The following is a 25,136-nucleotide window of genomic DNA, read 5'->3' on the forward strand; positions in this document are numbered from 1 at the left end:
TTCATCGCGAGAAGCGGCGTACTGAATTTCGATACGCCGCTTTTTCACGTACAGAAGAGAGGTCAAATGTTGTGACATATGCTACTATTTAGAGAAAGGTTCCTTTACTACCATTTAAAGGATGTTGTGAATGAAATATGAAGATGCAGAATCGAATCTTCCATTAAAAATCGTCGGATATTTTTTATTAGGAGCGTTCACTTTTCAGATAAACGAATTTGCAGTCCCTTTAGGTTTTTTGGTTTTTCGAATGTTTGTAAGACCTGCAAAAAATTCAAGAGTCAAACAGCGTGCGGTATACTTTGGATTCGCCATTTTTGTTCTGCAGTTGATGATTCCGGCAGTTATCGAGTACATATATGAATACCCACGCAAGGTAACAGCGACAAGTGCGGATGTGTATAAGCTAAGTTTCACACACGATTGGAGTGCGATTAAAGACAGCATGCAGATCGATCCAGACGCCCATCTTGAAGATTTTCGGTCGGAGTATCTAAAAAATGGCCAGTTGAGAAGACTCTCCTATAACTTAGTCAGCCATTCGGAAGACGGTTACATCCATTATCGCATCAGGTTTTCGCCCGAGAAGAAGGAGTACTCCATTCGACGAAACAAGGTGGGGGATCGATGGGCGCAATATGATCGAACTGTGAAGGCGGAGAGATTCTTCGAGGTGTTAGATCAAGCTCAGGTTCGAACGTTGTTGCAAAATCAAGCGTACGTAGAATACAGCCTGATCAGTGATGGAGAAATGACCTCTTATGGAATCAAAGAAACCAGTAAATTTTTGGTCAAAGACAAAGAAATCAGACAGATTTCGAATAACGAACTGCCGGTAACGGGATATTATATCGTTTCTTGTGGAAAAGACTACAAGTGGGTTTCCGGAATCGAAACGTCAGGGTGTGACGCTGTAGTGGATTTCTTATTTGAATGAATTGGTACTCCTTTAACTGCAATCCACGTACAATAGCAACCATTTAAAGTAGTAGGAAACAAAAAAAGGGCATCGGGTGTGCCCTTTTTGACAAACATTTCTCTTGGCGGGTGCGGTGTCAGGTCCCGCAATAGGTGCGGTAAGGCAGCCCAGATGGATCAGGAAGGGAACAATACGCGGCATGTTCAGGCAAATGCGCGAATGGTCTCGAAAGGACATCAAGCAAGCGCTCCATCACGCTGTAGTCTCCGTGTTCCACCGCTGCATCCAAGGCTTCTTCCACTCGGTAGTTGCGAGGGATGACGGCGGGATTGTTGCTGCGCATCAGCTCGTGAACGGATTCCTTTGATTCCGGCTGTCTTTCTAGTCTGGCTTGCCAATTCGTATGCCACTGGGCAAATTCATCGGTTCCAAACAGGGCGGTTTCCTCGGGCTTGCCAAACGTCAATGCGCGGAACGTATTGGTGTAATCCGCACGATATTTTTGCATCATCGTAAGCAGGTCTTTAATCAGAGACTCATCCTGTTCTTCTTCATTAACGATACCCAGTTTTGCCTTCATCCCTGTGATCCAGTGCCGGTACAGCATTTTGTTGAACTGCGCTAACGCATCCTCGGCCAATGCGACTGCCTGATCCTCATCATCATGGAGCAACGGCAGCAGGGCTTCCGCGAATCTTGTGAGATTCCACAATCCAATCACAGGCTGATTGCCATAGGCATAGCGGCCTTGAACATCAATGGAACTGAATACAGTTGCCGGATCATAGGTATCCATGAAAGCGCATGGGCCGTAGTCGATGGTCTCACCGCTGATCGCCATGTTGTCCGTGTTCATGACCCCGTGAATAAAGCCCACGAGCTGCCATTTGGCGATCAGTGAGGCTTGGCGCTTGATGACTTCCCGCAGCAGGGAAAGGTAGCGGCTGTCATCCGCGTCCACTTCTGGAAAATGCCGATGCAAGGTGTAGTCCGCAAGCGCACGCAGATCTTCGATAGTGCCCCATCTGGCGGCGAATTGAAAGGTACCGACACGCAAATGACTCGCTGCCACACGAGTCAGTACGGCACCTGGCAGGTCGGTCTCACGCATGATGGTCTCACCGGTTGTCACCACTGCAAGGCTGCGGGTGGTGGGAATTCCCAGAGCATGCATAGCTTCGCTGATGATGTATTCACGCAGCATCGGCCCCAGTGCCGCTCGACCGTCCCCTCGGCGCGAGTAGGGTGTTCTGCCTGAACCTTTCAGCTGAATATCCACTCGCTCACCGGCGGGAGTAATCTGTTCGCCAAGCAGCACTGCCCGGCCATCCCCCAGCATGGTAAAATGACCGAATTGATGCCCTGCATAGGCTTGGGCGAGAGGAAAAGCGCCTTCGGGAATTTGGTTGCCCGCGAGCACAGCCACGCCGTTTTCGTCTTGCAGCGTCTCGGGGTTCAAGCCCAGGGAGGCCGCCAAGGGAGCATTTACAATGCTCAGCTTTGGTGCCTGTACAGGGGTGGGATTTTGTTTGGAAAAAAAGAGCTCTGGCAGACGTGAATAACTATTGTCAAAGTTCCATCCGATTTTTTGTATTGTGCTGTTCTCGGTCATCGGTTCTCCTTTATCTTTGGCTTTTTCGGTTTTAGTTTTTTCTTTCCCTACATTCTAATACAACAAAGCGAAACATGAAAATAAATCCAGCATGATTGTCCTTCGGGAAGAGAAAGGGGCCCTATGAAAAACTTGATGCTATGGGAATACCTCTTATTCCCGCCGACATTATTGAACCAAAAGAAGCTTTGGCTTGAATTAGAAAAGAAGACAATCCTCATAACCGGTGCCAGTTCCGGAATTGGGGAACAGCTTGCTTATTTACTGGCAGAGCTGCCCGTTCATTTGATTCTGGTAGCGAGACGACGGGAAAAGCTTTTGGCCATGAAGCAAGAAATCGAAAGGAAAAACGCCAAAGTAAGTATATTCGGGGCTGACCTGCGAGAGGAGAATGATCTGAAGGTGTTAACGGACAGGCTTCATCAGCTTCCAAGCGGAGTGGACATAATTGTCTGCAATGCTGGTCACTCCATCAAACGCTCGATTACGGAATCCCTGGATCGCTATCATGATTTCACTCGCACAATGGCGATCAATTATTGTGCACCGGTCCAGTTGTTGCTTTCTATGATACCACTCCTTGAAAAAAAGCAAGGACACATCGTCAATGTCTCGACGGTCAATGCGCTGCTGCTCCCTGTCCCGCATTGGGCAGCTTATCAGGCATCAAAGGCTGCGTTTGACGCATGGTTTCGATCCGCCGCTCCTGAACTTAACAGGATGGGGATTTCCACCACCTCGATCTATTTCCCATTAGTGCGTACGCCGATGATTTTGCCGACCGCCGCTTATGCAAAATGGCCCGCCATGTCTCCGCAGCAGGCGGCAAAATGGATAGCCAAATCCATCTACACCAAACGGAAAACCTATCAGCCATGGTGGCTCGTTTTCGGGCAATTGGCCTCCATTCTGTTTCGAGGGGTTTGGGATCATGCACTGCCGTATATGATACGCAAAAAAGGGGATCTCCCATGAAGCTGTTTCGATTATTCCATGTTTTATGCCAGATTGGACTGTTTTCGCCTGTTGCCTGTTTTCGGTTGCTTTATTCGATTTGTACATACGGTATCAATCTCATGGCGCTGCTTGCATTTTCCGCAAAAATGTATAGGGACAATATCGGGCTGAAAGATGAGCGGGAAAGCTTGACCTACCATCAATTATTTGTACAATCCGAAAAGCTCGGTGTCCTTTTGGGCGAACAATTCCAACTGGGGAGCGGCAAAAAGGTGGGCGTCATCTGCAAAAATCATGCTTCCTTGGTGAAGGCCATTTTTGCGGTTTCATGGACGGGGGCCGATCTGTATCTCCTGAACGTAGACATGGGCCAGATACAACTGAATAACATCCTTGCACGCCATGCATTTGACCTCTTGATCCATGACGAGGAGCGAAGCGAAATGGTGCAGCACTCTTCCTTTTCGGGAGCCACTGTGTACAGTTATCACCATACATTACCGGCAATCAACAACTTCCTTTTCTCGTCAATGCGAGTGATACAGCGCAGGCGCATGACTTCCTCAGGCAGACTAGTGCTTCTCACGGGCGGCACCACAGGAAACGTAAAAGAAGCAGCTCATTATCCTTCGCTGTTCCATTATTTGGATCCTTTTTGCGCGTTTGTTACCCGATTGAACGTGTTACATAGACACACGGCCTACATCGCGACGCCAATTTATCACGGGTATGGAGTGGCGGTACTGCTCTTGTTTTGCGCGTTAGGCAAGAAAATCGTGATTCAGTCCGGATTTGACGCCCAAAAAGCATGCCGATTGATTCGAGAGCAACAGGTTGATGTCGTCACCGTTGTTCCTCTGATGCTGCAGCGGATGTTACAAACAAGCCCCTTCGATTTGAAATCGCTGAAATGCATAGCTTCAGGAGGCGCTGAAATAAATTCCAAATTGGTAAAAGAGACTGTGAACCAATTGGGAGGGGTGTTGTACAATCTGTATGGCACATCGGAAGCAGGATTGATTACCATCGCCACGCCGGACGATTTGAATTGCGCGCTGCATACAATCGGCAGAAAAATAAAGGGCGTTCGCTTACAAATCCTGGACGAAAATAAACAGGAAGTTGAATGCGGGAGGATCGGTCAGCTTTGCATAAAAAACAGGTGGTCATGGCGGAAACGGGCTGCAGACTGGATCGAAACGGGTGATTTGGGCTATCGAGATCGGCAAGGGTATTACTTTTTGTGCGGAAGGGCGGACAGCATGATCGTTTCGGGAGGCGAAAATGTGTACCCGTTCGAAGTGGAACAAATCTTGCTCACGCATCCACAAGTGGACGATGTGGGGGTGATTGGGGTTCCAGACGAGCATTATGGTCAACGGTTAAAAGCGTTTGTCGTCCTGGTTCCTGATACCGATACGACACGTGGAGAGCTTGTGCAATGGCTGCACGCTCAATTGGCACGTTATCAGATGCCGAAAGAAATCATCTTCGTCGACCGGCTGCCCTATACTTCCTTGGGGAAAAAGGATAAAAAGCTGCTTTCCCGAAGCGCTTACTCCAGTTCTTCTTTTTGGCGCAGATGATGTTGAAAATGCATGGTTACGAGATCATACCACTCTTGGGCATTCAACCACCCAAAGCCGTTATGCTTCGCTTTCCCGTTTGGATGTACCGTAGCCACCTTATCGGACCATTCCGCCATCATTTGCTGAACTTGTTTTAGTCCCGCGTCGAGTGACGCTATCGCTTCCGTATTGCTGGGAGTGTTTTCGGGCAGGGCAGGCAGTTTTATTTTAATGGGCGGAAAGGCTCCGAGTGAGAATACCAGCTCTCCGGCTTGTGTCTTACCGAGTGGTTGCTCCGTATCGCCTTTTGCACAAGCTTCCATTTTTTCGAGATATTCCAAAGACACGTCAATCAAGTGGCAGTACAGTTGACAGAGAGACCAGCTGTCATCGGCGGGTTTGTACCGCAGTTGTTCTTCTGTGTAGTGTTGTAAGTGATCCTTGAATGTTTGGATGATTTGCAGATCGGCCATGGGTTAAACACTCCTTTTGCTTCAATCTTGAAAATAGGCAACATGAACAGTAGGGTGAAATTTGATCATGATCAGTGGAAGGGATGATAGATCCATCATAACAAGCAATCATTCAACGGGTTTCTTCTCGATTGCGATCCAGGATAGTTTTATACAAGACGGATGCGGATGCCGAGAAGTTACCATAATAAATTTTATGTCAAATTCATTCGTTAATGGGAGTTTGTCTTTCTCGTGAACAAATGCAGTCAAGTGTTCGATTTCCTTGGTGCATGGAGAGTGCAAGCTTTTTATTTGCTGTGATTTTCGTTACAATTGAAGACGATTGTGATCGTTAGGAGGGTATTATGCAGACCAATGTTTCTCTCTTTTTAGCTTTTGGCGCAGGGCTGCTTTCGTTCATCTCTCCTTGTTGTTTGCCGCTTTATCCGTCTTTCCTCACTTATATTACGGGTGTATCCATGGATGAAGTGAAAAAAGGGAGAGCCGTTTTCCGCAAGCAAGCCTTGCTGCATACGCTCTTTTTTATTCTCGGCTTTTCGATCGTCTTTATCGCGCTGGGCTTCTCTACTTCCTGGCTGGGGAGTCTCTTTAATGATCAAAACGACTTAATCCAGCAAATTGGGGGTATCCTATTAGTAGTCTTCGGTTTGGTCATGCTCGGTGTGTTTAAGATGGACTGGATGATGCGCACGTGGAAAGTCGATTTGCGCTCGCGGCCGCTTGGGTATGCCGGTTCCGTACTGGTGGGGATTACATACGCTGCAGGATGGACACCCTGTGTGGGTCCGATTCTTTCAGGGATTCTCGTATTAGGTGTCTCGGATCCTAATTCGGCGCTCGCTTACACAATTGCTTATGCGATCGGCTTTGCGATTCCTTTCTTTGTCATGACGTTCTTCATCAGCAAAATTAAGGCGATCATGAAATACTCGGAACGCATGATGAAGGCGGGAGGGGCACTGATGATTCTCTTCGGCGTATTGCTCTATACCGATCGAATGACTGACATCACCCGGTACCTCATCAGCTTATTTGGAGGCTTTACCGGTTTTTAACTGGAGATGATTCGTTATGAGACGCCCTATATTGATCTTACTCGTGATTGTTTTTTTGACAGGTCTGACTGTCTATGAATGGGATCAGCAAACAGCCGCGGTAACAACCAGTGAACAGAAGCCCAAGATTGGCTTTCCAGCACCAGCGTTTTCTCTGACAGGACTTGATAAAAAGACGTATCAGGTCAACGGCCCCCGAGAGCGGCCAGTCCTCATTAACTTCTGGGCATCCTGGTGCGGACCATGCAAGCTGGAAGCGCCAGATTTGCAGAAGCTATCGCAGAAATACCAAGGAAAAGTTGATTTTTATGCGATCAATTCGACGAGCAATGACAATCTCGATGACGCTCTTGCCTTTGTTGAATCGTTCAAGCTCACGTTTCCGATACCGCTTGATCCCACAGGAGAGGTAACGGATCTATACCAGGTGAATGCTTTTCCTACGACGTATCTAATCGATCGGCAAGGTGTGATCCGGCAAAAAATAATCGGAACGATTGATCCTAAGGAGCTTGACGAAGAATTAACGGAGCTGTTAAGTAAATAAAATAAACGGACAAAATGAAAGAAAAAGACTGATGGAGTAAAGAGCCATCAGTTTTTTTATTGGCAAAGTAAGTGCCTTGGTGAAATCAAGGAATCAAGGAGTCTTCGTGAGATCCGGATCATAGTGTGTTTAACCCTATTAAACATATGGATGTCACTTGTGCGTACAACTAACAGGAGAAAAGCGATCAATCTGGTTAAGTACACTATAATGGATCTTGTCGACAAGTTTGGTATTGGGTTGAATCCACTATAGTGAACAACATGAAGCAAAGCAGTCATTAGGGCTGTACAGCAAAAAAAGAAGGAGGGTATAATACCGGATGGAAAAGATACGACTTCGTGCATGTGCTCTAATCATAAAAGACGGGGCGATTTTGCTGATCGAGTTTGCCAATGATCATGGCGATGGGGTGCATTATAACCTTCCTGCAGGTGGTCTTTAACCTGGGGAAACCTTCGTGGAAGCCGTGAAGAGGGAAGCGAGGGAAGAGGCATGCGTCGATATCGAAGTAGGCCCCGTCGCATTTGTTTATGAGTACCAACCGACGAAAAGCAACTACTTGTATGGGGATATCCACTCGGTAGGAATTACTTTCGCATGTACATTATTGGATGGATCGGAACCAAGGCTCCCGGAAAGGCCAGATCCGAAACAAACGGGTGTAAAATGGATACCTATCTCTGGATTGCCTACGATTCAATTGTACCCGGAAATCAATCAAGACATTGTGGATTACTATCTGGGGAACAACTATCGTAATGATGTGGAGGAACAAGAAATACAACGTGGTAAGCTGAGTCAAAAAAAGAGAAAAACATGATTGGGGATTTAAGAAGTGAATGTAGATGACTATTTACAGACCACATTTCCGAATGTGATCGTAAAACCAAGTCTTTTTCATCAATGGGACACAGGTATTCATTTTGCTTTGGCACAAGGATTAAATCCATTTAAGGATGACGGCAAGTTAAACGCGGATATGTTTGAACAAGTTTATCGTCAAGCTACAGCCATCTTTCACGATCTTTTCGGGAACGAAGACAATATCTATCTTGTCACAAATGTTTATCAGCGTAAGGGTTGTCAAAATCGGAAAAAAACAATGAAGCTGTATGATCGCTATCTGAAACGAAATGAGGTGAAGTATCATGTAAGGCAAGATATCTTGCAGTATGTATTCCATGATGAGGAGGAGGCCGATCAATTCTACACATCCCGCTTCTCGGTAAAGTGTCGGAAACCAGACATGAAATACACGCATATGATCAAAGCCGCTTGCAATGAGGATTTTCCACCCCTGAAGCCTAGACTGAATCAATCTTGCTGTTCCTATTATCCTGATCTCTTTTTCATTAACGCCACGAAAAATGTCATCTTTTTCATTTACGATGATCGTGGATGTGAAGTGATCGCAGCGGACAAAGAGGTCATCCGTCCATTATGCGAAAATATACCGATTTGATTGTTGCGTGTAAGAACGTATGAACCGATTTAGCAGAGAGCCTTCCGATTGGCCAGAGGGGATCATCATGGATGGATGGATGGCATGAAATCCTTGAATAGGAATTTTAACAAGTGAAGTATTTAAAGCTACAGCTATTGACAGTAAAAGATTGTTATAACTATAATGGTTACAACGGTGGTGATTCAATTGAAGCAAATAAGCACACGCTTTTCGATCGCTGTCCATATCCTTTCTTTGGTTGCCGTCATTCCGCATGAATGCACGGGCGATTTCATTGCGGGTAGCGTAAATACAAATCCCGTGATCATCCGAAGAATCATGGGAATGTTAAAAAAAGCAGGGCTCGTGGAGGTTCGTCCTGGAGTGGGAGGGGCTTCTCTACGAAAAAGACCCGAGGACATTACGCTGCTTGATGTTTACCGGGCCGTAAATGTGACGGACGAAAACCAATTATTCCGTTTCCACGAAGACCCGAATGTTCAATGCCCGGTTGGGCGGAACATTGAATTGGTCCTACGTTCCGAATTGATGGAGGCACAAGCCGCCATGGAACAAAGGTTGGCACAAACAACGTTAAGCCAACTCACTGCAAAGTTTCAATAATGAGAGCTCCTTACCAGAGCTTTTATTTTATAAAATAGTTGTAACCAAAAGTGTTATAACAATATGAATTACAACACAAATGATTGGGAGGAATAGGAAGATGAAAATGTTAGTGACAGGCGCGACTGGGAAATTGGGTTCCAAAATTGTTCAAACGCTGTTGAAAACTGTACCAGCAAGCAATCTGGCTGTCAGTGTCCGCAATCCTGAAAAAGCGGAAGAACTGCGTGCCCGGGGAGTGGAAGTTCGACAGGGTGATTTTGATCAACCTGATACATTGGATGCTGCCTTTGCCGGTATCGATCGGTTATTACTCATTTCCGCCGATGGTGACAATGATACGAGAATTCGCCAGCATACAAATGCGGTTGCAGCTGCAGAGCGCGCACAAGTTAAATTTATCGCCTATACCAGCTTGGCCAATGCAAAGGATAGCGAGCTCTTCCTTGCTCCCGTACACCGCGCCACTGAAGAAGCGATTCGCAAAACGGGGATTCCGTATTCTTTTTTGCGAAACAACTGGTACCTGGAAAATGAACTTTCAAGCATGCAAGGGGTAATGGCAGGAGCGCCATGGGTGACGTCTGCTGGATCCGGAAAAGTAGGCTGGGCACTGCAGCAGGATTACGCGGACGCCGCGGCAGCCGTATTGGCCGGAAACGGACACGACAATACGATCTATGAGCTTTCAGGTAAGCTGTTGACCCAAGAAGAACTGGCGTCTGCTCTTGGCAAGGTATTAGGCAAGGAAGTGTCTGTACAACAGGTGGATGACACCACATATGCAGAGATCATGAAAAGCGTGGGAGTACCCGACTTCGTGATCCCTATGCTCGTAGCTATCCAGCAAGACATTCGCAAAGGCACTCTGGAGATCGAAAGTAACGATTTCGAAAAGCTGCTCGGTCGCCCGGTAACGCCCATCCACGAAGCACTGGAACAAATCGTGAACGGTATCACAAATTAAATAATGGAACGTATTGGAACCGGCCTTTCGAAATGAAGGTCGGTTTTCGTATTTCCGGAGGTGGTTGGAGGCAGATGATGAAGCAGCGGTAAATGCAGTGCCCCGTAATTATGCGGTAATCACGGGGCATATACTTTTCGTCAAAGTCTTTGCGATGTTTTAATTTTTGGGAAGTAGTTGTTCGTTCGTGGCAGGGGATATTTTAGTGCTCTGAGAGTAGTTTCAATTGATTGACGATTTCTTGAGGTTCCATCCGATTCATGAAGTCTGGGTCGACGTAGGAGCTACGTACAATCCCGTCCTTGTCGATCAAGTACGTCGCTGGTACCGGAAGCACCCAGCGGTTGGTTTGATGGAACACGGTGAGATCGAATCCAAAAAAGTGTGTGAAGGTATGTTGGAGGTAATCAGGCAATGCAAACAAGAGGTTGTAGCGCTCAGCTACGAAGCCGTCCGGATCGCTCAGCACTTGGAAGGTCAAGCTTTCTTTTTCCTTTTGTGTTAACGAGTTGTCTGGACTTTGCGGACTCAGCGCAATCAGCTGCCCACCGTACTTTTGAATGTCCGCCAGTATTTGCTGGTAGGCTCTGAGTTGGATATTGCAGTACGGGCACCAGCTGCCACGATAAAAGGTCAATACCACCGGGCCTTTGGATAGCTCATCAAATAGGGTAACTTGCTCACCGAGAGGATTGGCCAATGTAAAATTGGGCGCTTGATCTCCTGGCTTCAAACCAAACGTCATTCCGGATTGCAGCTGCTCCTTGATATGGCGAAAAACCGTCTCCTGTGCCTCTGCGGGCACTCTCTCCATAAAACTCGCTTTTGCTTGCTCCAATTGTTCTTTCAGTGACATGCTATTCCTCTCCTTTTCGCATAAAAGATACCGGTCGGTCGCTTTTATGATAGCACAAGGACGCTTCTTTACGATAGCGAATTTTCATTTGTTATAATGAAAAGTATCTGAATCCAAGCGCAAATGAAGGAGAATTCACATGCTAAAGGGAGAGAACACCCGCAAGCGTATCATCGCGAAGTCCGCTGAGCTTTTTAACCAAAGGGGGTATGCCAGCTCCTCCTTGTCTGACATCACCGCGTTAACGGGCATCAAAAAGGGCGGAATTTATCGCCACTTTGCGAGCAAAGACGAAATTGCCGTCGAGGCTTATCAATATGCAGGCAGCATCGTAAATCAAAAAATGAAAGAAGTGCTGGAGCGGGAAGCGACGGCGATGGGGAAGCTGCTCGTCTTTTTGAAGGTGTATGCAAACGTGGTTGACAACCCGCCTTTTGTAGGGGGATGCCCGCTGCTGAACCTGGCTACCGAATCCGATGACGGCCATCCGCTTCTACGCGCGATCGCCCAAAAAGGGCTGGAACGAACATTGGACATCATGAAAGGGATCATCTCGGAGGGAATTCAATCCGGAGAATTCAAACCGGACCTGAATATTGATTCATTAGCCACCTTCACACTATCAGTCATGGAAGGCGGCATCATGATGAGCAAGCTGGAAGGTGACAACCGGCATGTGCGCATGAATATCGAGAGTTTTTCCGCGTACTTAAAAGAGATGTGCTTGCGCGAAGAGAATTAGGCTAGCACGTAACGATTTGCCTTTTTATACGTATTAGAAAGAAACGAGTCATATAACCTTGCCTCCGATACAATTTTGGTATTCGCCATATAATAACAGCGAGGTGATTGCGGTGAATAACTTTTCCTTTTATTATCTTGTGCCAGATCAGGTGGAAGGGTACGTACGCAGTAAACTACGCCAGTGGGGTGTTCCTCATCATGTCGTACCCGGTCTTGACGGTAACATGCGTTTCAGATTCCCGGATTTGCCTGTAAAAAAATACTCGCAGGTACGTGCGCTGTTCGGTCGTGATTTTGACGGAACGATTACAGGCATATAATCCTTCGATGCAAACACAGTAAGCAGCCACATTTCGAAACATGGCTGTAAATTGTGGTGAAAGATTCATGTTTACACCTACTTTTTCAAATAGAAAGGGACTGCTATATGCGGCCCCTTTATTTGTACTTACACATGTACCGCGTGACTGTGCTCAACATATTCCATTACCGTTGCATCGGGGTGTTGAATAAGCATGTTGAAGCCTGTGGGTACAGATGTAATATCTTGACGAAGCAAAGCCCCTTTTTCCAAAAGCCATGCTTTATAAGCGTGGATATCATCCACTAAGAGGGACAGAGAAATATCACGAACAGCGTCGAGCGTTTCATTCGTTCCGCTAATCAACAATAGTTGGCCTATCACTGCAATATCAAGTTGCTTCTCGGCATAATAAAACCTTGTTCCCACTTTGGTTTGTAAGAGTTCCTCGTGGTCACCTATAACATTATTCGCAACCATCAAGGTCATGTTTCTGTCCAAAGTGCTGTTAATGAGGGAACGACGTTTACGATCACATTGCCGCTCGTTGACAAGGAAACAGGAGCTGTGAAGGAAACGAACAATTTCCCGTTCCGGTATTGATTTCAGCAAAAGTAAGCGCTTGCAATTCCGGCTATTCACACCTCTCACCAGATGATAAAATGGAAAAAAAGCAGAGGTGATGATGATGGAACAGCAACTTTCCTTCATGGAGCGGTACAAACGCGATCATCAACATCCGGTGAATAAAGTAACCCACGCCTTTGGCATCCCGATGATTGTCATCTCGCTGCCGCTGTTCTTCTGGGATTGGAAGTGGGCACTCGGATTGTTCATTGTCGGCTGGATTTTGCAATTTATCGGTCATTATTTTGAAGGCAACCCGCCATCATTCTTGAAAAATCCTGTCTTTCTGTTGGTCGGACCGTGGTGGATCATAAAGCGCTTTTGGGGGTTCCTCACGGGAAAACCGCTACAATAAGACGGGCTGAAGAATAGTCATCCAACTAGGGACTCCTGTCGTGTCATCTCATATGATACATGGCAAACGTCAGATGGGAGGACGGTCGGATGGCAAAAGGGAAAAAGGTCAAGGCGAAAACTTCAGCGGCCACACAGCAGCCGCAAATGAAGATCGTAACCGCATCGACGTGCCAGGTGTGCAAGCAGCCTTGTCAGCGTGGCATGCGTTACTTGGAACGGATGAATCAGCCTGGTACGATTGGGTTTGGCGTCCCCTGCATTTTGACATTGGGGAAACCGTAAAAAAGGAGCGCAGACACTTTGCTGCGCTTCTTTTCTTTTCCAAGCATGGCTGAAGACTTGGCGTTGGCCGATTTTTCCACTATGATGAGGAAGAAAGGAGTTGAGATGGTGCGACCGCTCCCGATATCTGCAGAGACTGCACTCATGCTGTCAAAAAAACTGAATGTGCCGCTAGAACAAATTATGCATATGCCCCAGCATATCTTGTTGAAAAAAATGATGGAGCTGACTGAAAAGGAAGCAAATGAACAAGGAGGTCAAGATGATGGCGATCAATCTGGCGAATAAACTGGGCAAAGGTGTAAAACCGCAGGATTTCATGGCGAACATGACCAAAAACAAAGAAACGTTTCAGGATTGGTACGATCGTTTTTCCTGGGCAGACGAAGATGACAAGCAATTTTTCGCTTCGCTTGGCAATCGGGATGACTTGCGCTGCTTGATTCTTGCCGCCGATTGGTGCGGTGATGTCGTACGCAATGTGCCTGTTCTCATCAACGCGCTGGCGGAAGCGCAAATCCCGACGGAAATTTTGATCATGGAAGAAAATCTGGATGTCATGGACGAATTCCTCACTATGGGTGGTCGTTCCATTCCCGTAGCGATCTTTACGGATACAGGCGGACATGTGTTGGCAAAATGGGGACCACGTCCACAGCATGTGCAGGAAGTGATGGTTGCCTTCAAGCAGGCGAATCCGGATCGGGAAGCGGCTGATTATCAAGACAAGATCAAGGTGGCGCGTGAAGAGATGCTTCGCCGCTATGGTGAAACCACCGAATACCAGACCGTCATTGTAAAAGAATTGCGCGAAGTCTTGTCTGCTGTCTAAATACATACAAGCAGCGAGGGATCGGCCGCGGCCGGTCCTTTCTTTCAGTCGATCAGAATTGATATGATTCCCATCGACATTCGTACAACTAAGCTCCGCCAAAGACCTGGCGCAGCCAATCTTTTCAGACAAACACAGCGGAAAAGGGGTTGGAATCAATGGAAAAGGCAACGTTTGCAGGCGGTTGCTTTTGGTGCATGGTCAAGCCATTTGATGAGCAGCCGGGGATCATACAGGTCGTTTCCGGTTATACGGGCGGCCACGTAGAAAACCCTACGTATGAACAGGTGTGCTCGGAGGAGACCGGCCATTATGAAGCGGTCCAAATCACATTTGATCCGAGCATCTTTCCGTACACAAAGCTGCTGGACATTTTCTGGCAGCAAATTGACCCGACGGATGCGGGCGGGCAATTTCATGATCGCGGCGGATCGTATCGTACAGCGATCTTCACTCATACGGAGGAGCAGCGATCCCAAGCGGAAGCGTCCAAGCGCGTGCTGGAAGAAAGCGGTCGTTTTGACAAGCCGATCGCGACAGAAATCCTGCCGGCCGGTCCTTTCTATCCAGCGGAAGACTATCATCAGGATTATTACAAGAAAAACCCCGTACGCTATGAACTGTACCGGAAAGGCTCCGGCCGGGACGCTTTCATCAAAAAGCATTGGAGAGACGAGAAACGGTTGAATGAGCTGCGCCAGCGTCTGACACCTATGCAATATGAGGTCACCCAAAATGATGCGACGGAGCCGCCTTTCCGCAATGAGTATTGGGACAATCAGCGGGAAGGAATTTACGTGGACATTGTGTCGGGTGAGCCACTCTTCAGCTCCTTCGACAAATTTGACTCGCACTGCGGATGGCCTAGCTTTACACGTCCGCTGCATGAGCAAAGCGTCAAGGAATCCCTGGACATTTCCCATCAAATGATCCGCACAGAGGTGCGCAGCGCACAGGCGGATTCCCATCTGGGACATGTCTTTGACGATGGTCCGGGTCCATCGGGCTTGCGTTACTGCATTAATTCTGCGGCCCTTCGTTTCATCCCAAAAGAGGACCTGGAGAAAGAAGGATACGGTTCCTATCTGGAGCTTTTCCGTGATTAGTGGATAAAAAGCATATGTGTAATGACAGCAATCCCTCGGAAGGAGGGATTGCTTTTTTTTTGCTTAGAATTTTCAATAAAGTCTAAACTTACCTCGTTATTTGAAATCGTGTTAAACTTATTCACGCTTTTAACCGTTATATCAAATAGAAATAGGTAACAGGAGAGGATCATCCATGAGAAAAATCTTGACGTACTTGCTTCTTCTCTCCATGTGTGTGATGGCGGCCGCGTGCTCCAGTCAATCGGTCGAGGAAGAAGAAACACCTGCAGTAAAAATCGGTATGATGATGTCTGACGTTGGACTCGGCGACCAATCCTTCTCTGATGTAGGCTTTGCTGGATTGGAAAGGGCTCGCGATGAGATGGGCATCGTCTTTGACTATCGCGAAATCCAGGAAACAAAAACCTATGAGCAAGGGCTGGAGGAGCTGGTCAAGCAAGGCAACCAGCTTGTGATCGGCTTGGGGTTTGCGATGCAAGAAGCGTTGGAAACCGTTGCGAAAAAATATCCGGATCAGCAGTTTTTGATTATCGATGCCGTATCCGAGCTGCCGAACGTTCACTCGGTGACGTTCAAGGAAGAAGAAGGCTCCTTTCTGATCGGTGTGCTCGCCGGCATGAAAACAAAAACGAATAAAATCGGCTTCATCGGCGGGATGGATGTACCCGTGATCCGTAAGTTTGAAAAAGGCTTTGTGGAGGGCGTCAAGCAGGTAAATCCCCAGGCCGTGATCTTGTCTGTTTATGCCAATGATTTCGGCAATGATCAATTGGGGAAACAAATGGGCAAGCAGATGATCGATCAAGGCGTGGATATGATTTACCCTGCGGCTGGTTTTACCGGCGTGGGTGTTTTGTTGGAAGCCCAAAGCAGAGGGAAGTACGCATTTGGCGTAGACACGGATCAGTATTTCTTGGCGGAAAAAGCAGTGCTGTCCTCCATGCTGAAAAAGATTGACGTAGCTGTCTACGATGTCGCCAAGCAGCTGGTACAAAACGGGAAGCTGGCCCAAAAGGACATGGTGTTGGGAATCGCCGAAAATGGTGTCGGTGTCGCTCCTGTTCGAGTGCTGCCATTGACCTCGCAGGAAAAGGAAACATTCGAGAAGCTGCAAGAAAAGCTGAAAAGTGGTTCTATACAGATCAAACCATAAACATGCGCGAAAGGGGTGAACCTCATTGAAGCTGAAAAGTAAAATCCTGCTCATTTCCATTCTCCCGCTTCTGTTGTCCGTCTGTATCATCGGGGTAACGATCATGGAAATGAGATCCTTGAAATCCTCTACGGAAGAAATCGTTCAGCTGCTTGTCGATGTAGAAGCGTTGAATGGACATATCAACAGCACGCAAAAATCGCTCAGCGCGTATTCCCTGAATATGACAGGAAGCAACGCAAATGATGCGATGCAGGATTTGCATGCTACGAAAAAATCGTTCGAACGGGTGACTGGCTTCTTAGTGTTGGACGAGCAAAAGCAAATCCAAGAGCGAATTGTGAAAAAGCTCGATGAATTGCAAGCCCAGGCTGCGATGGCGATCGAGAAGATGAATGCGGCTGAGGCAAAACGGCAGTCACTTCGTACCAAGGGAATCATCAATGACGTGCACCAGTTAAAAAGCTCGGTGCATAAGCAGTATCAGCGTATGCAAGTCGAACTGGAAAACAAAATCAACGGGATCATCACGTTTTCGATCATCGCGGCTGTTGTTCTGGTCGCGGGCAGCAGTGCCTTTTCCCTCATTTTTACCAATCGGATTGTCACTCCGATCAGACGTATTACCGCGCAGTCCGAGCGGATCGCGAATGGGGATTTAACCTCTGAAGTGATTGAAGTGAAATCACGCGACGAAGTATTTGCATTGAATGCCTCCTTCGGCAAAATGACAGAAAATCTGCGTGACATCATCGATCACCTTAGCAACAGCTCTAGCCAGCTCGCAGCTTCTTCCGAGGAGCTTTTGGCCAGCGCAGAGGAAACAATGCGTGGCAGCGAACGAATTACGCAATCCATTCAGCAGGTACGCATAGGCGCAGAGCAGCAATCGCTGATGGCGGCAGAATCCACCCGCGCCGTAGAAGAAAGCGCGATCGGCATTACCCGCATTGCCGAAAATGCTTCAGTCGTCTCGGAATTGACCTACACGACTACCGAAAAAGCGAAACAAGGCGCTACGCTTGTCAATTCTACGCTTACTCAGATGGCGGAGATCGTCGATGCGGTGCAAACGACGAGCGGCATCGTAACGAATCTAGACCAACGTTCCAAGGAAATTAACGAGATCGTCAGCCTGATTACACAGATTGCCGATCAGACCAACCTGCTTGCTTTAAATGCCGCCATCGAAGCAGCGCGTGCGGGACAAGCCGGGCGAGGGTTTGCCATTGTAGCCGACGAAGTCCGAAAGCTGGCCGAGCAAACGAGAGCATCCGCGTCGCACATCTCCGAGATTATCCACGAAGTCCAGGCGGATACGGTCGCGACGGTAGAATCGATTCAGGCGGTAAAGGAAAAGGTGGACTTAGGTCTCCAGGGCGCAAATCACACAGCAGCCGCGTTCAAAGATATTTTGGTGTCCGTGGAACAGGTGGGCGATCAGATTCAGGACATCTCCGCGGTTTCCCAGCAAATCAGCGCGGGTTCGCAGCAGGTCGCTTCGAGTGTGAACGAAGTCGCCAATGTTGCCGATCATACCTCGAAAAATTCCGAGGACGTGGCGAAAGCATCCGAAGAACAGCTCGCTTCCATGGAGGATGTCAGCCAAGCTGCGGTTTCCCTTTCCCGTTTGGCGGAGGATCTGCAGCATACTGTGTCCCGGTTCAAAAGATAGCCTCATTTTCAAGGGGAAAAGGACGTCTGTATCCGTACAGGCGTCCTTTTTTGGTCATTCACCACCCCAAATGATCGCCCATATACTGATGCTAGCTGAAAATGGGGTGATGAGGTGAAAATCTGCTTCTCTTGCAATCTTGAAAAATATAAACCAAAGGGTAACGTCCTGCAATTTCTTACCATGCTCCAGGCGCTGGATCACAAGCTGGGCAAGCTTTCTTCACAGGAAAGGAAGAAAATGAAATTCGATTGCGTTCTTCCGTTCGAATGGAAAAATGGGACGGATAAATTTCATTTCAAACATATCAAGTTTTACCAGGCTACCAATTTGAATGAACGAATCGTTTCGCTGAATCAATTGAATGAGTATGATTTGATTTTTATCCGCGGCAGAAAACAGGCGATCCGGCTCCTCGAGAAGGATGCGAGCATTGGGAAAAAATTGTTGTTCCTGAACATCAACTACAACCTGAATGATCCGCGCATCATGAAGGAAGTCAATTACTTATGGAAAAACAGCCGGGTGATGTTTTTTCAATCCACTCCGCTGGCGGATCGCTTCAAAGCCTACATGCGGCATAAAAAGGTCGATTCCGACACCCTTGAGAAAAAAATAAAAGTGCTGCCTCAGTATGTGCAACCTTTAAGCAAAGAGGAGCGGGAGCAGATCAAGCAGGTGAGACCCTTGCATTTGTTAAAGGCCGGGGTAATCCGGCCGCGGTATGGATTACCGGTTGCGGTGCGAGCGATACAGCTGATCCGCAAAGAATATCCAAAAGCACGGCTCCATCTTTTGTATCCGTCCATCGTCAACAAATATAGACTCGAGAGTGAACCTTTCCTCAAGTCGCCGGGAGTGGTGAGTCATGGGGAAGCATCAGCGATTGATACGAAAAAAATGATTGTAAAAGCGGGGATCGGCCTTGCCCTCCTCTATGACAACACACCGGATAAAACGCCTTCTCATGCGTATTTGTCACGCGTACTGGAGTATGCTTCATTGGGAGCTCCTGTACTTACCACAAGAACACCAGGGAATGTGGATCTGTTCGGCCAGGAGTACCCCTTGTTTGTGGAGAATGAATACGATATCCTGAACTGCTACAAACGATTGCAAGACCCTGAATTTTATGAAAGCATGAGCACCTTTGTTTCCCAAGTTGGAAAAGCGTTTGTGGGGAAAAATGCCGTTGAAAAACTGTGGACTACCATGAAAGAAGTTCATCAAGAGAAGAAGAGCAAAGGGAGATAAACCGACCTTTGCTCTTTTTTTTCACCCATTTTCAGAAGAAAGTATTCCCCTTTTGGCAGGATGCGAATATGTTAGCTTTGCATTGCCAAAAGGAGGTAGAAATATCAAATCATAAAAGATTATAAATTTTACTCTTATAGCTTGTATGTGTTCTTAAACTGATTTCGACAAAATACATTAACGAATGTCACTAGCACGAGATGCTTGGAACAAGAAGAAAGAGAAGGTGGAAGGTTTGGTACGCGATTTGTTCCTTCGTATGGGTACAGAAAGAAACTATGAGGTTTTGCCAGAAGTATCCCTGCTCCGTGAAAACGAGGATACGTATTATGTCGGTTCGGCTGTGATGGCACACATGCATTTGTTTGAAGAGAGCAATCTCTCACGTGCGACCTACATCACGGCACAGCGAATCTTCTCCAGCAAAAGACTGCACGACATCGGGAAATATCCCTTGGCGACTTCCTTTGAAGTCATGCTGTCGATTTTCCGTTTTGGAGATGAGGATGGTCGGGACGCCTTGCAGTTCGCGCTAGATTTTATCTGTGAAGCGATCCATGGAGATCCGAAAAAAATGATCTACCTTGCCCCCTATGAGTTAGGCTTGCGGGATGATGTGCTGTCCCTCGGGATTCCGTCCCAGCACGTGATCAGCTGGAGCCAAAGCTTGGAGACCAATCTGGGAAGCGGACGTCCTACCGGCTATTACGTAAAAATGTTTTATCCATATCGTCATGGGATCATTCCGGTAGGTTCCATTGGCTTTATCGAGACAGACGGCAAGCTTTCCGTGGACAGCGCGTTTTTTTTGGAAAGACTTTCTTTCGTTCGAGAAAAGCTGCCCAGTTTCTATCAAGATCAGTATTTTTATCCGTTAACGAAAATCGTGAATCATCATGAATTTTTTGGCAAACTGACGTTTTGTGAGAAAAATTTATGGATCAATCATATACGTTCGATCGTCGCGCTCTTGGCAGATGGCGCCACTTTTACGACCAAAGGTGCAGGTCATGCCTTGAAAAAGATCATCCGACAGCTGGCAGGGACCATTCTCGGGCAAAAGCTGCCGGAAGCGCTGGGGCAAACCCTCGTGGAAGCCGCCGGTCAATGCTTATCCAGTCTCGGGTATCATCAGCCTCTTGATGCACAGCAGCTTGCTGGCTCTATCGTCTTGCAAATCGAGAGTGCCTCCAGGCAAATCATGCGGGAGAAGAATGCCTTTGTGAAAGCATTGCGGAAGAAAAAGGACAGCATGACGATGGAAGAATTGCTGCAATGGAATTCCGAAAGGGGACTCCAACTGGATTGGTTGGAGAGATTTGCTATGCAGGAAGAGGTTTTTTTGTCGTGGCCAAAAAAGGAAACAAATTACAAGTTTAGAAACGTATGCTATTCCTTTTCGGAGACAGATCGGATCAAGGACCCGGTTCAATTCATGATAGATGCAGAGGATAAGAGAATGAAGGGGGCATTGGTAAGGCATGGATAAGCATATTTTGGTGGTCGGCGGTTTTAGCTTATTGCATAAACGCTTAAAAAAATGGGGTGCGAGAATCACTCTGCTCCATTCAGCAAACGAGATAAAAGCCAATGATCAGGCAATCTACCATCGGGTAATCGGCATTCCGAAAGATACTGATCTGCAAGGATGGATCGATACGGCTGCTTTTTTCCATCAACGGGATCGCTTTGACGGGATCGCTTGCTTTCAAGAGATGGATCAGGAAAAAGCAGCATATATCGCGCAGGAGCTGGGGCTCTTTTATTTGGAGCCGTTGGTGATCCAGCGGTCTCGCAATAAGCAGGTGATGAGAGAGGTCTTGCGCGAACAAGGCGTAGACCGGACCATGAACGCGGTTGTATCCACCCCGGAGGAGATTACGAATTTCGCCGAAGCGCACGGCTATCCGATCATCATCAAACCGATCGATGGCTGGGGAAGCATGGGGGTATCGCGCATTCGAAATGCAGCGGAATGGGAGCAGGCGCTTGTATGGTATCAGTCTGCTGGATTTGGTTCCGGGCTGATCGTAGAAGAATACCTGGAAGGAAAAGAATTTAGCGTAGAAGCCTTTACAGAAAACGGCATTCACAAAATCATCTGCATGACGGAAAAATTCAAGGAAGAGCAGCATTTCGTCGAGATCGGTCATTGTCTCCCGTACAAAGGACTGGATCCAGTAACGGAAAAGCAAGTTCATCTATTTGTACAGCAGGCACTGACGGCTTTGGGGATCACACACGGTCCCTCCCATTCCGAGATCATGCTGACAGCTTCCGGTCCCAAAATGATCGAAACGCATACCCGACTGGGAGGCGATTATATTCCTGAGCTAATCAGCATGGTCAGCGGTGTGGATCTGCTCGATTTATGGGCGAGGCAAGCAATGGGAGAATCGATTCTGGAAGAGGTGCCGCAAAAGGCCGACATGGCCAAATCCGCAGCAATCTGGTATGGAACGCCTTCGATTACCGGCAAAGTGGAGCAGATTCGCGGAGAGGAAGAAGCCAAAGCATCGGCAGGGGTAGCACGGATAGAAATCCTCCAAAAGCCGGGTGATGTGATCAAGGGGATGAAAGACTCGTTTTCCCGTTCGGCATGCGTATTGGTGACCGGGGCTAGCAGGGGAGAAGCGCTGTCGCGTGCAAAGTCAGCGCTGGGAAAATTGGAGTTTGTCATCACCGATCATAGTGACAAAGGAGCTTTTGTATGCTCCAGCTTCTGAGACAACGACCATTCTTCCTTTATATGATCAGCCATATCCTTTCCAATGTCGGATTGGGCATCCACCTTTTTACGATGTCCTGGCTCGTGCTAGATTTGACAGAATCCGTTTCCTCCCTGGGTTGGCTGCTCTCTTTATCTACCTTGCCTGTCATTTTATTGTCTCCTTTTATGGGTGTGTTCATCGATAATGGGGATCGACGGTTGATCGTGACTACCATTCAGATCGCAAAAGGCGTTCTGTTACTGGTGATACCGCTGTTCTTTCTTTCCGGTGAGATCCCCATTGCGATGCTGTATGTGACTTCCTTTCTGATGGCCATCGCGGATCGGATCTATTTCCCGGCATCGAAGGGGTTCATGAGAGAAATGCTAGCGAAAGAAGCGCTGCTCTCTGCAAATTCGCTGGCTAGCGTTGCCATGCAGCTGGGGATGATGGGAGGCAGCATATTGGCTGGCTTTCTCCTTCATGTGTATGGAGGGCCCCATACCATCCTGATCAATTCGATTCTTGCTTTTGCTTCGGGGGTAAGTATCTTTTTCGCTCGCAAAGGAATCGTGCTGCCAAAAGCCAGGGTAGGGAAAAGCTATGAATCTTTTACCACGGAGCTTCGTGATGGGATCTGCTATGTGAAAGAGAACCCATCCATCTTGAAAATCGCCGGACTCGTTGCCCTGACTGAATTTACGATTCAATTCTATAATATCCTGAGTGTTCCGTTCGTTCGTAACGAGCTGCAGATGGGGCCAGACGTACTGGGCGTGCTGGAGACGTTTTTTGCGTGGGGTGCCATTCTGGGCGGGCTCACGTTAGCCAGAATGGTGAAGTGGTTTGGCAGAAAGCATTTTATGTCAATCGGGCTGCTGCTCATGGGCATCTTTTTCGCCGCGATCCCGTTCATTCAAGGAGTCTTTTCCGGAGCGATTCTCCTGCTGCTGTTCGGGACGTCGCTGCTGCAGGCGCGAACCTTGTACAGCACGATGATCCATGAACAGGTGGAGACGTACTATCAGGGAAGAGTAAACAGTCTGATTTATACGTTAACGTCCGTCATTGGCTTCGGCATGTATGCTTTTATTGGATATCTGGGTGAACTGGTTACAGCGAGCTTTTTGTTCCGCGTTATCGGGCTTGTCATCATCATCGGAGCGGGCGTTCTTTTTCTGATTTCCGATCGGCTGATGCCAGGGAATAAACAAGGGGCGAATGTAGTGACGGTGATCAAATAAAGGAAAGCGAGACGTATAAGGAAGTACAAAGGCTGCTGGCGCTATGGACGGCAGTTTTTGTGTTGCGCAGTGACCCGTGTGTCCGTGTATTTGTATTCTTATCGGTCCATTTGTTCGCAGGTCTTTATGGCGGATCCATCAAGGTTCTAGTGATTGCTTCGGCTTCCATGGCGGTTTGCGCGTGATGTTTGGCAGAATGATCGAACTGGTCGATGCGGTATGTTTTGCGGCGTTTCTGGTCCACCATATAGGCGGCTGCCAGCATGAGAACGACTGGGGAAAACAGAAAAAACCAGAACATTCGCTTCACCCCCGCGTATAAAGACATGAAAAGAGTACCCCTTATTCTTGATGACTGTTGTTTTTGGGCAAGAAGAGGTCAATGATGCTTACAAAGAATTCAAACACGAATACGATTACTTGCTCCATGGTCCATGTCCCCCCAAGGCATGTTGAAATCGATCCCATGTTTCGATCAAGAAAACGGTTCCTTTACCATTTGTTATACCTCAATCCATAGTGATTTTCCTCAGCCAAAGGACTGATTTTACCAACTACTTCCATATAATGATTCGCCTTTCATGTGCTTGCAGCAGGGGGGACAGACCTGGCCATTTATGATAAGTTTTCATTAGAAGCATGGCGAAGGAGAGAAACGCTTGAAAGAGTCTGATATGTATGACCCGATAAAAAGCTGGCTGGAGGAGCGTGGCTTCACGGTCTATCCCGAGGTGGAGTGTCGTCCGGCTGGTGGAAGAGCGGATATCGTGGTGACAAACGGTGCCGTTGTAGGGGTAGTAGAAATGAAGCAATCGTTGACGCTGGATTTGATCGATCAGGCCCTACGCTGGCGTGGGTACGCCAACTATATTTGGATCGCAATCCCGTACAAAAAAAACACGACGAAAAAGTTTGTCAACATGGTGTTACATGACTATGGCATTGGGGTCTTGACAGTCAGCAAGCACGGAAACGTATGGACAGACAAGCTCCCGAGGTTTGCCCGCAAAAAGCTTCCTCATCTGAAAGAAGCCCTTACCGAACACCATCTGGCTTCCGGGGTAAAAGGCGGGCATCATGGGGGCGGATATGTGACCCCGTATCGAATCACGATCAACAATGTGCGCCGTTTTTTGCAAAAAAAAGGGACGTGGTGTGACATGAAGACGATTCTCGATTATTGCGAGACGCATTATGCACAGCCCCGTTCGTCTCTGGGCAAAGCCCTGCAAACCTATGAAGCCGAATGGTGCGAGATGAAAAAGGAGAAGGGGACACTGTACTTCCGAAGTCGCCCGGTACCAAAAGAGGAGGCAGCCCCAGCGATCCAATTGACGGAAAAGCAGGCCAACCTGCTGCAAGCACTCACTGAAAATTGGCAACCGCCGACGCTGCTTGCGCGAAAGATGCCCAATGTGAATCCAGCGCGGATTGAATCATCTGGCTCCTTATACGTGAATCCGATTCTGAAAGCATTCATCAATAAGGGGTTGGTTGAAAAGAAGACGGAAGGACGCGCACAATACCGGCTGACGGAAATGGGGCAAGCCGTGCGAAAAGAAATGTATCCGGATTCATAAGGGAGAAAGCATTCCACAAAGGGAGAACAGAGATGCGTGTATGGACAAGACTTTCCCCCTTCCAGAAATTGATCTGGTTATTTCCTGTGCTCTTTTTCATTCATGACCTTGAGGAAATTGGGTCGCTTTTGGCGTAAGGGACAGCGGTTCGCTGAAAACAAAGGTATAGACGGAGTAGTCACCTCGAAATGGTGGCTTTTTTACATAGGTGTGTGTAAAGCCGATACGAACATAAGAGA

General features: G+C 47.6%; 27 protein-coding genes and 1 pseudogene. 23 read left to right on the forward strand and 5 right to left on the reverse strand.

The features are described 5' to 3' along the window. The first annotated feature begins 130 nt into the window (after positions 1 to 130). Positions 131 to 937 (forward strand): hypothetical protein, encoded by an 807-nt coding sequence (locus EIZ37_RS07040; protein ID WP_134683884.1) that lies wholly within the window; start codon positions 131 to 133, stop codon positions 935 to 937. Between the two features lie 118 nt (positions 938 to 1,055). Here the strand turns inward: EIZ37_RS07040 and EIZ37_RS07045 are convergent, their stop codons facing one another. Next, positions 1,056 to 2,531, reverse strand: coding sequence for a protein adenylyltransferase SelO (locus EIZ37_RS07045; protein ID WP_134683885.1), 1,476 nt, complete (start codon positions 2,529 to 2,531; stop codon positions 1,056 to 1,058). 123 nt (positions 2,532 to 2,654) lie between these two features. Here EIZ37_RS07045 and EIZ37_RS07050 point away from each other — a divergent pair, with 123 nt between their 5' ends. Together EIZ37_RS07050 and EIZ37_RS07055 are read left to right on the forward strand one after the other, a co-directional pair. Next, the gene (locus EIZ37_RS07050; RefSeq protein ID WP_134683886.1) at positions 2,655 to 3,506 is read left to right on the forward strand and encodes an SDR family NAD(P)-dependent oxidoreductase; all 852 of its coding nucleotides are present in this window, start codon (positions 2,655 to 2,657) and stop codon (positions 3,504 to 3,506) included. Next, on the forward strand, positions 3,503 to 5,074 hold the full coding sequence (locus EIZ37_RS07055) for an AMP-binding protein (protein ID WP_205683806.1): 1,572 nt from the start codon (positions 3,503 to 3,505) through the stop codon (positions 5,072 to 5,074). The genes EIZ37_RS07050 and EIZ37_RS07055 overlap by 4 nt, the downstream gene beginning before the upstream one ends. Here EIZ37_RS07055 and EIZ37_RS07060 read toward each other — a convergent pair. Further along, positions 5,044 to 5,529, reverse strand: a complete 486-nt coding sequence (locus EIZ37_RS07060; protein WP_134683887.1) for a DinB family protein — start codon at positions 5,527 to 5,529, stop codon at positions 5,044 to 5,046. The genes EIZ37_RS07055 and EIZ37_RS07060 overlap by 31 nt on opposite strands. 347 nt (positions 5,530 to 5,876) lie before the next feature. Here EIZ37_RS07060 and EIZ37_RS07065 point away from each other — a divergent pair, with 347 nt between their 5' ends. The 7 genes and pseudogenes from EIZ37_RS07065 (at position 5,877) to EIZ37_RS07090 (ending at position 10,172) form a co-directional block, all read left to right on the forward strand. Further along, the gene (locus tag EIZ37_RS07065; RefSeq protein ID WP_134683888.1) at positions 5,877 to 6,587 is read left to right on the forward strand and encodes a cytochrome c biogenesis CcdA family protein; all 711 of its coding nucleotides are present in this window, start codon (positions 5,877 to 5,879) and stop codon (positions 6,585 to 6,587) included. 16 nt (positions 6,588 to 6,603) lie between these two features. Beyond that, complete coding sequence (locus tag EIZ37_RS07070) at positions 6,604 to 7,134, forward strand: TlpA family protein disulfide reductase (RefSeq protein WP_134683889.1); 531 nt, start codon at positions 6,604 to 6,606, stop codon at positions 7,132 to 7,134. A gap of 322 nt (positions 7,135 to 7,456) precedes the next feature. Next, positions 7,457 to 7,579, forward strand: a complete 123-nt coding sequence (locus EIZ37_RS26620; RefSeq protein ID WP_328591348.1) for an NUDIX hydrolase — start codon at positions 7,457 to 7,459, stop codon at positions 7,577 to 7,579. Positions 7,580 to 7,591: 12 nt separating this feature from the next. Then, positions 7,592 to 7,957: pseudogene (locus EIZ37_RS07075) on the forward strand (NUDIX domain-containing protein); the annotation flags it as partial. Positions 7,958 to 7,972: 15 nt separating this feature from the next. Continuing rightward, positions 7,973 to 8,599, forward strand: a complete 627-nt coding sequence (locus EIZ37_RS07080) for a DUF3885 domain-containing protein (RefSeq protein WP_134683890.1) — start codon at positions 7,973 to 7,975, stop codon at positions 8,597 to 8,599. Between the two features lie 189 nt (positions 8,600 to 8,788). Then, the gene (locus EIZ37_RS07085) at positions 8,789 to 9,205 is read left to right on the forward strand and encodes an Rrf2 family transcriptional regulator (RefSeq protein WP_134683891.1); all 417 of its coding nucleotides are present in this window, start codon (positions 8,789 to 8,791) and stop codon (positions 9,203 to 9,205) included. A gap of 100 nt (positions 9,206 to 9,305) precedes the next feature. Beyond that, a complete protein-coding gene (locus EIZ37_RS07090; protein ID WP_134683892.1) occupies positions 9,306 to 10,172 on the forward strand; it encodes an SDR family oxidoreductase in 867 nt (288 codons plus the stop codon). Positions 10,173 to 10,374: 202 nt separating this feature from the next. Here the strand turns inward: EIZ37_RS07090 and EIZ37_RS07095 are convergent, their stop codons facing one another. After that, positions 10,375 to 11,028 carry a peroxiredoxin-like family protein gene (locus EIZ37_RS07095; protein WP_134683893.1) on the reverse strand — a complete coding sequence of 218 codons (654 nt, stop codon included), beginning with the start codon at positions 11,026 to 11,028 and terminating at the stop codon, positions 10,375 to 10,377. Positions 11,029 to 11,167: 139 nt separating this feature from the next. On the opposite strand from EIZ37_RS07095, the gene EIZ37_RS07100 reads away from it, so the two are divergent. Further along, positions 11,168 to 11,770, forward strand: a complete 603-nt coding sequence (locus EIZ37_RS07100; RefSeq protein ID WP_134683894.1) for a TetR/AcrR family transcriptional regulator — start codon at positions 11,168 to 11,170, stop codon at positions 11,768 to 11,770. 450 nt (positions 11,771 to 12,220) lie between these two features. On the opposite strand, the gene EIZ37_RS07110 is transcribed toward EIZ37_RS07100, so the two are convergent. Then, positions 12,221 to 12,715, reverse strand: a complete 495-nt coding sequence (locus EIZ37_RS07110) for a hypothetical protein (protein ID WP_134683896.1) — start codon at positions 12,713 to 12,715, stop codon at positions 12,221 to 12,223. 46 nt (positions 12,716 to 12,761) lie between these two features. Between EIZ37_RS07110 and EIZ37_RS07115 the strand changes: the two genes are divergently transcribed. The 11 genes from EIZ37_RS07115 (at position 12,762) to EIZ37_RS07165 (ending at position 23,317) form a co-directional block, all read left to right on the forward strand. Beyond that, positions 12,762 to 13,055 carry an Mpo1-like protein gene (locus EIZ37_RS07115; protein ID WP_134683897.1) on the forward strand — a complete coding sequence of 98 codons (294 nt, stop codon included), beginning with the start codon at positions 12,762 to 12,764 and terminating at the stop codon, positions 13,053 to 13,055. An 89-nt stretch (positions 13,056 to 13,144) separates the two neighbouring features. Then, positions 13,145 to 13,339, forward strand: coding sequence for a hypothetical protein (locus EIZ37_RS07120; protein ID WP_134683898.1), 195 nt, complete (start codon positions 13,145 to 13,147; stop codon positions 13,337 to 13,339). Between the two features lie 18 nt (positions 13,340 to 13,357). Beyond that, a complete protein-coding gene (locus EIZ37_RS07125; protein ID WP_407921122.1) occupies positions 13,358 to 13,627 on the forward strand; it encodes a YycC family protein in 270 nt (89 codons plus the stop codon). After that, complete coding sequence (locus tag EIZ37_RS07130; RefSeq protein ID WP_134684104.1) at positions 13,605 to 14,171, forward strand: thioredoxin family protein; 567 nt, start codon at positions 13,605 to 13,607, stop codon at positions 14,169 to 14,171. Before EIZ37_RS07125 ends, EIZ37_RS07130 begins: the two co-directional genes overlap by 23 nt. 158 nt (positions 14,172 to 14,329) lie before the next feature. Further along, the gene (gene msrA / locus EIZ37_RS07135) at positions 14,330 to 15,277 is read left to right on the forward strand and encodes a peptide-methionine (S)-S-oxide reductase MsrA (RefSeq protein WP_134683899.1); all 948 of its coding nucleotides are present in this window, start codon (positions 14,330 to 14,332) and stop codon (positions 15,275 to 15,277) included. Positions 15,278 to 15,452: 175 nt separating this feature from the next. After that, a complete protein-coding gene (locus EIZ37_RS07140; protein ID WP_134683900.1) occupies positions 15,453 to 16,433 on the forward strand; it encodes a BMP family lipoprotein in 981 nt (326 codons plus the stop codon). 25 nt (positions 16,434 to 16,458) lie between these two features. Continuing rightward, entirely contained in the window at positions 16,459 to 18,108 is a 1,650-nt protein-coding gene (locus EIZ37_RS07145) for a methyl-accepting chemotaxis protein (protein ID WP_134683901.1), read from the forward strand. A gap of 240 nt (positions 18,109 to 18,348) precedes the next feature. Continuing rightward, entirely contained in the window at positions 18,349 to 19,362 is a 1,014-nt protein-coding gene (locus EIZ37_RS07150; protein ID WP_134683902.1) for a glycosyltransferase family protein, read from the forward strand. 226 nt (positions 19,363 to 19,588) lie between these two features. Next, a complete protein-coding gene (locus EIZ37_RS07155; protein ID WP_167568701.1) occupies positions 19,589 to 20,851 on the forward strand; it encodes an alanine--tRNA ligase in 1,263 nt (420 codons plus the stop codon). Beyond that, positions 20,844 to 22,088 carry an ATP-grasp domain-containing protein gene (locus EIZ37_RS07160; RefSeq protein WP_134683904.1) on the forward strand — a complete coding sequence of 415 codons (1,245 nt, stop codon included), beginning with the start codon at positions 20,844 to 20,846 and terminating at the stop codon, positions 22,086 to 22,088. Before EIZ37_RS07155 ends, EIZ37_RS07160 begins: the two co-directional genes overlap by 8 nt. Then, positions 22,073 to 23,317 carry an MFS transporter gene (locus EIZ37_RS07165; protein ID WP_134683905.1) on the forward strand — a complete coding sequence of 415 codons (1,245 nt, stop codon included), beginning with the start codon at positions 22,073 to 22,075 and terminating at the stop codon, positions 23,315 to 23,317. The genes EIZ37_RS07160 and EIZ37_RS07165 overlap by 16 nt, the downstream gene beginning before the upstream one ends. A 124-nt stretch (positions 23,318 to 23,441) precedes the next feature. On the opposite strand, the gene EIZ37_RS07170 is transcribed toward EIZ37_RS07165, so the two are convergent. After that, positions 23,442 to 23,645: a hypothetical protein gene (locus EIZ37_RS07170; protein WP_134683906.1), complete on the reverse strand. Its 204-nt coding sequence runs from the start codon at positions 23,643 to 23,645 to the stop codon at positions 23,442 to 23,444. Positions 23,646 to 23,976: 331 nt separating this feature from the next. Here EIZ37_RS07170 and EIZ37_RS07175 point away from each other — a divergent pair, with 331 nt between their 5' ends. Continuing rightward, positions 23,977 to 24,897 carry a hypothetical protein gene (locus EIZ37_RS07175; RefSeq protein ID WP_134683907.1) on the forward strand — a complete coding sequence of 307 codons (921 nt, stop codon included), beginning with the start codon at positions 23,977 to 23,979 and terminating at the stop codon, positions 24,895 to 24,897. The last annotated feature ends 239 nt before the right edge of the window (positions 24,898 to 25,136 follow it).

Origin of the sequence: Brevibacillus migulae, from assembly GCF_004521915.1 — a bacterium.
Classification (GTDB): domain Bacteria; phylum Bacillota; class Bacilli; order Brevibacillales; family Brevibacillaceae; genus Brevibacillus_F; species Brevibacillus_F migulae.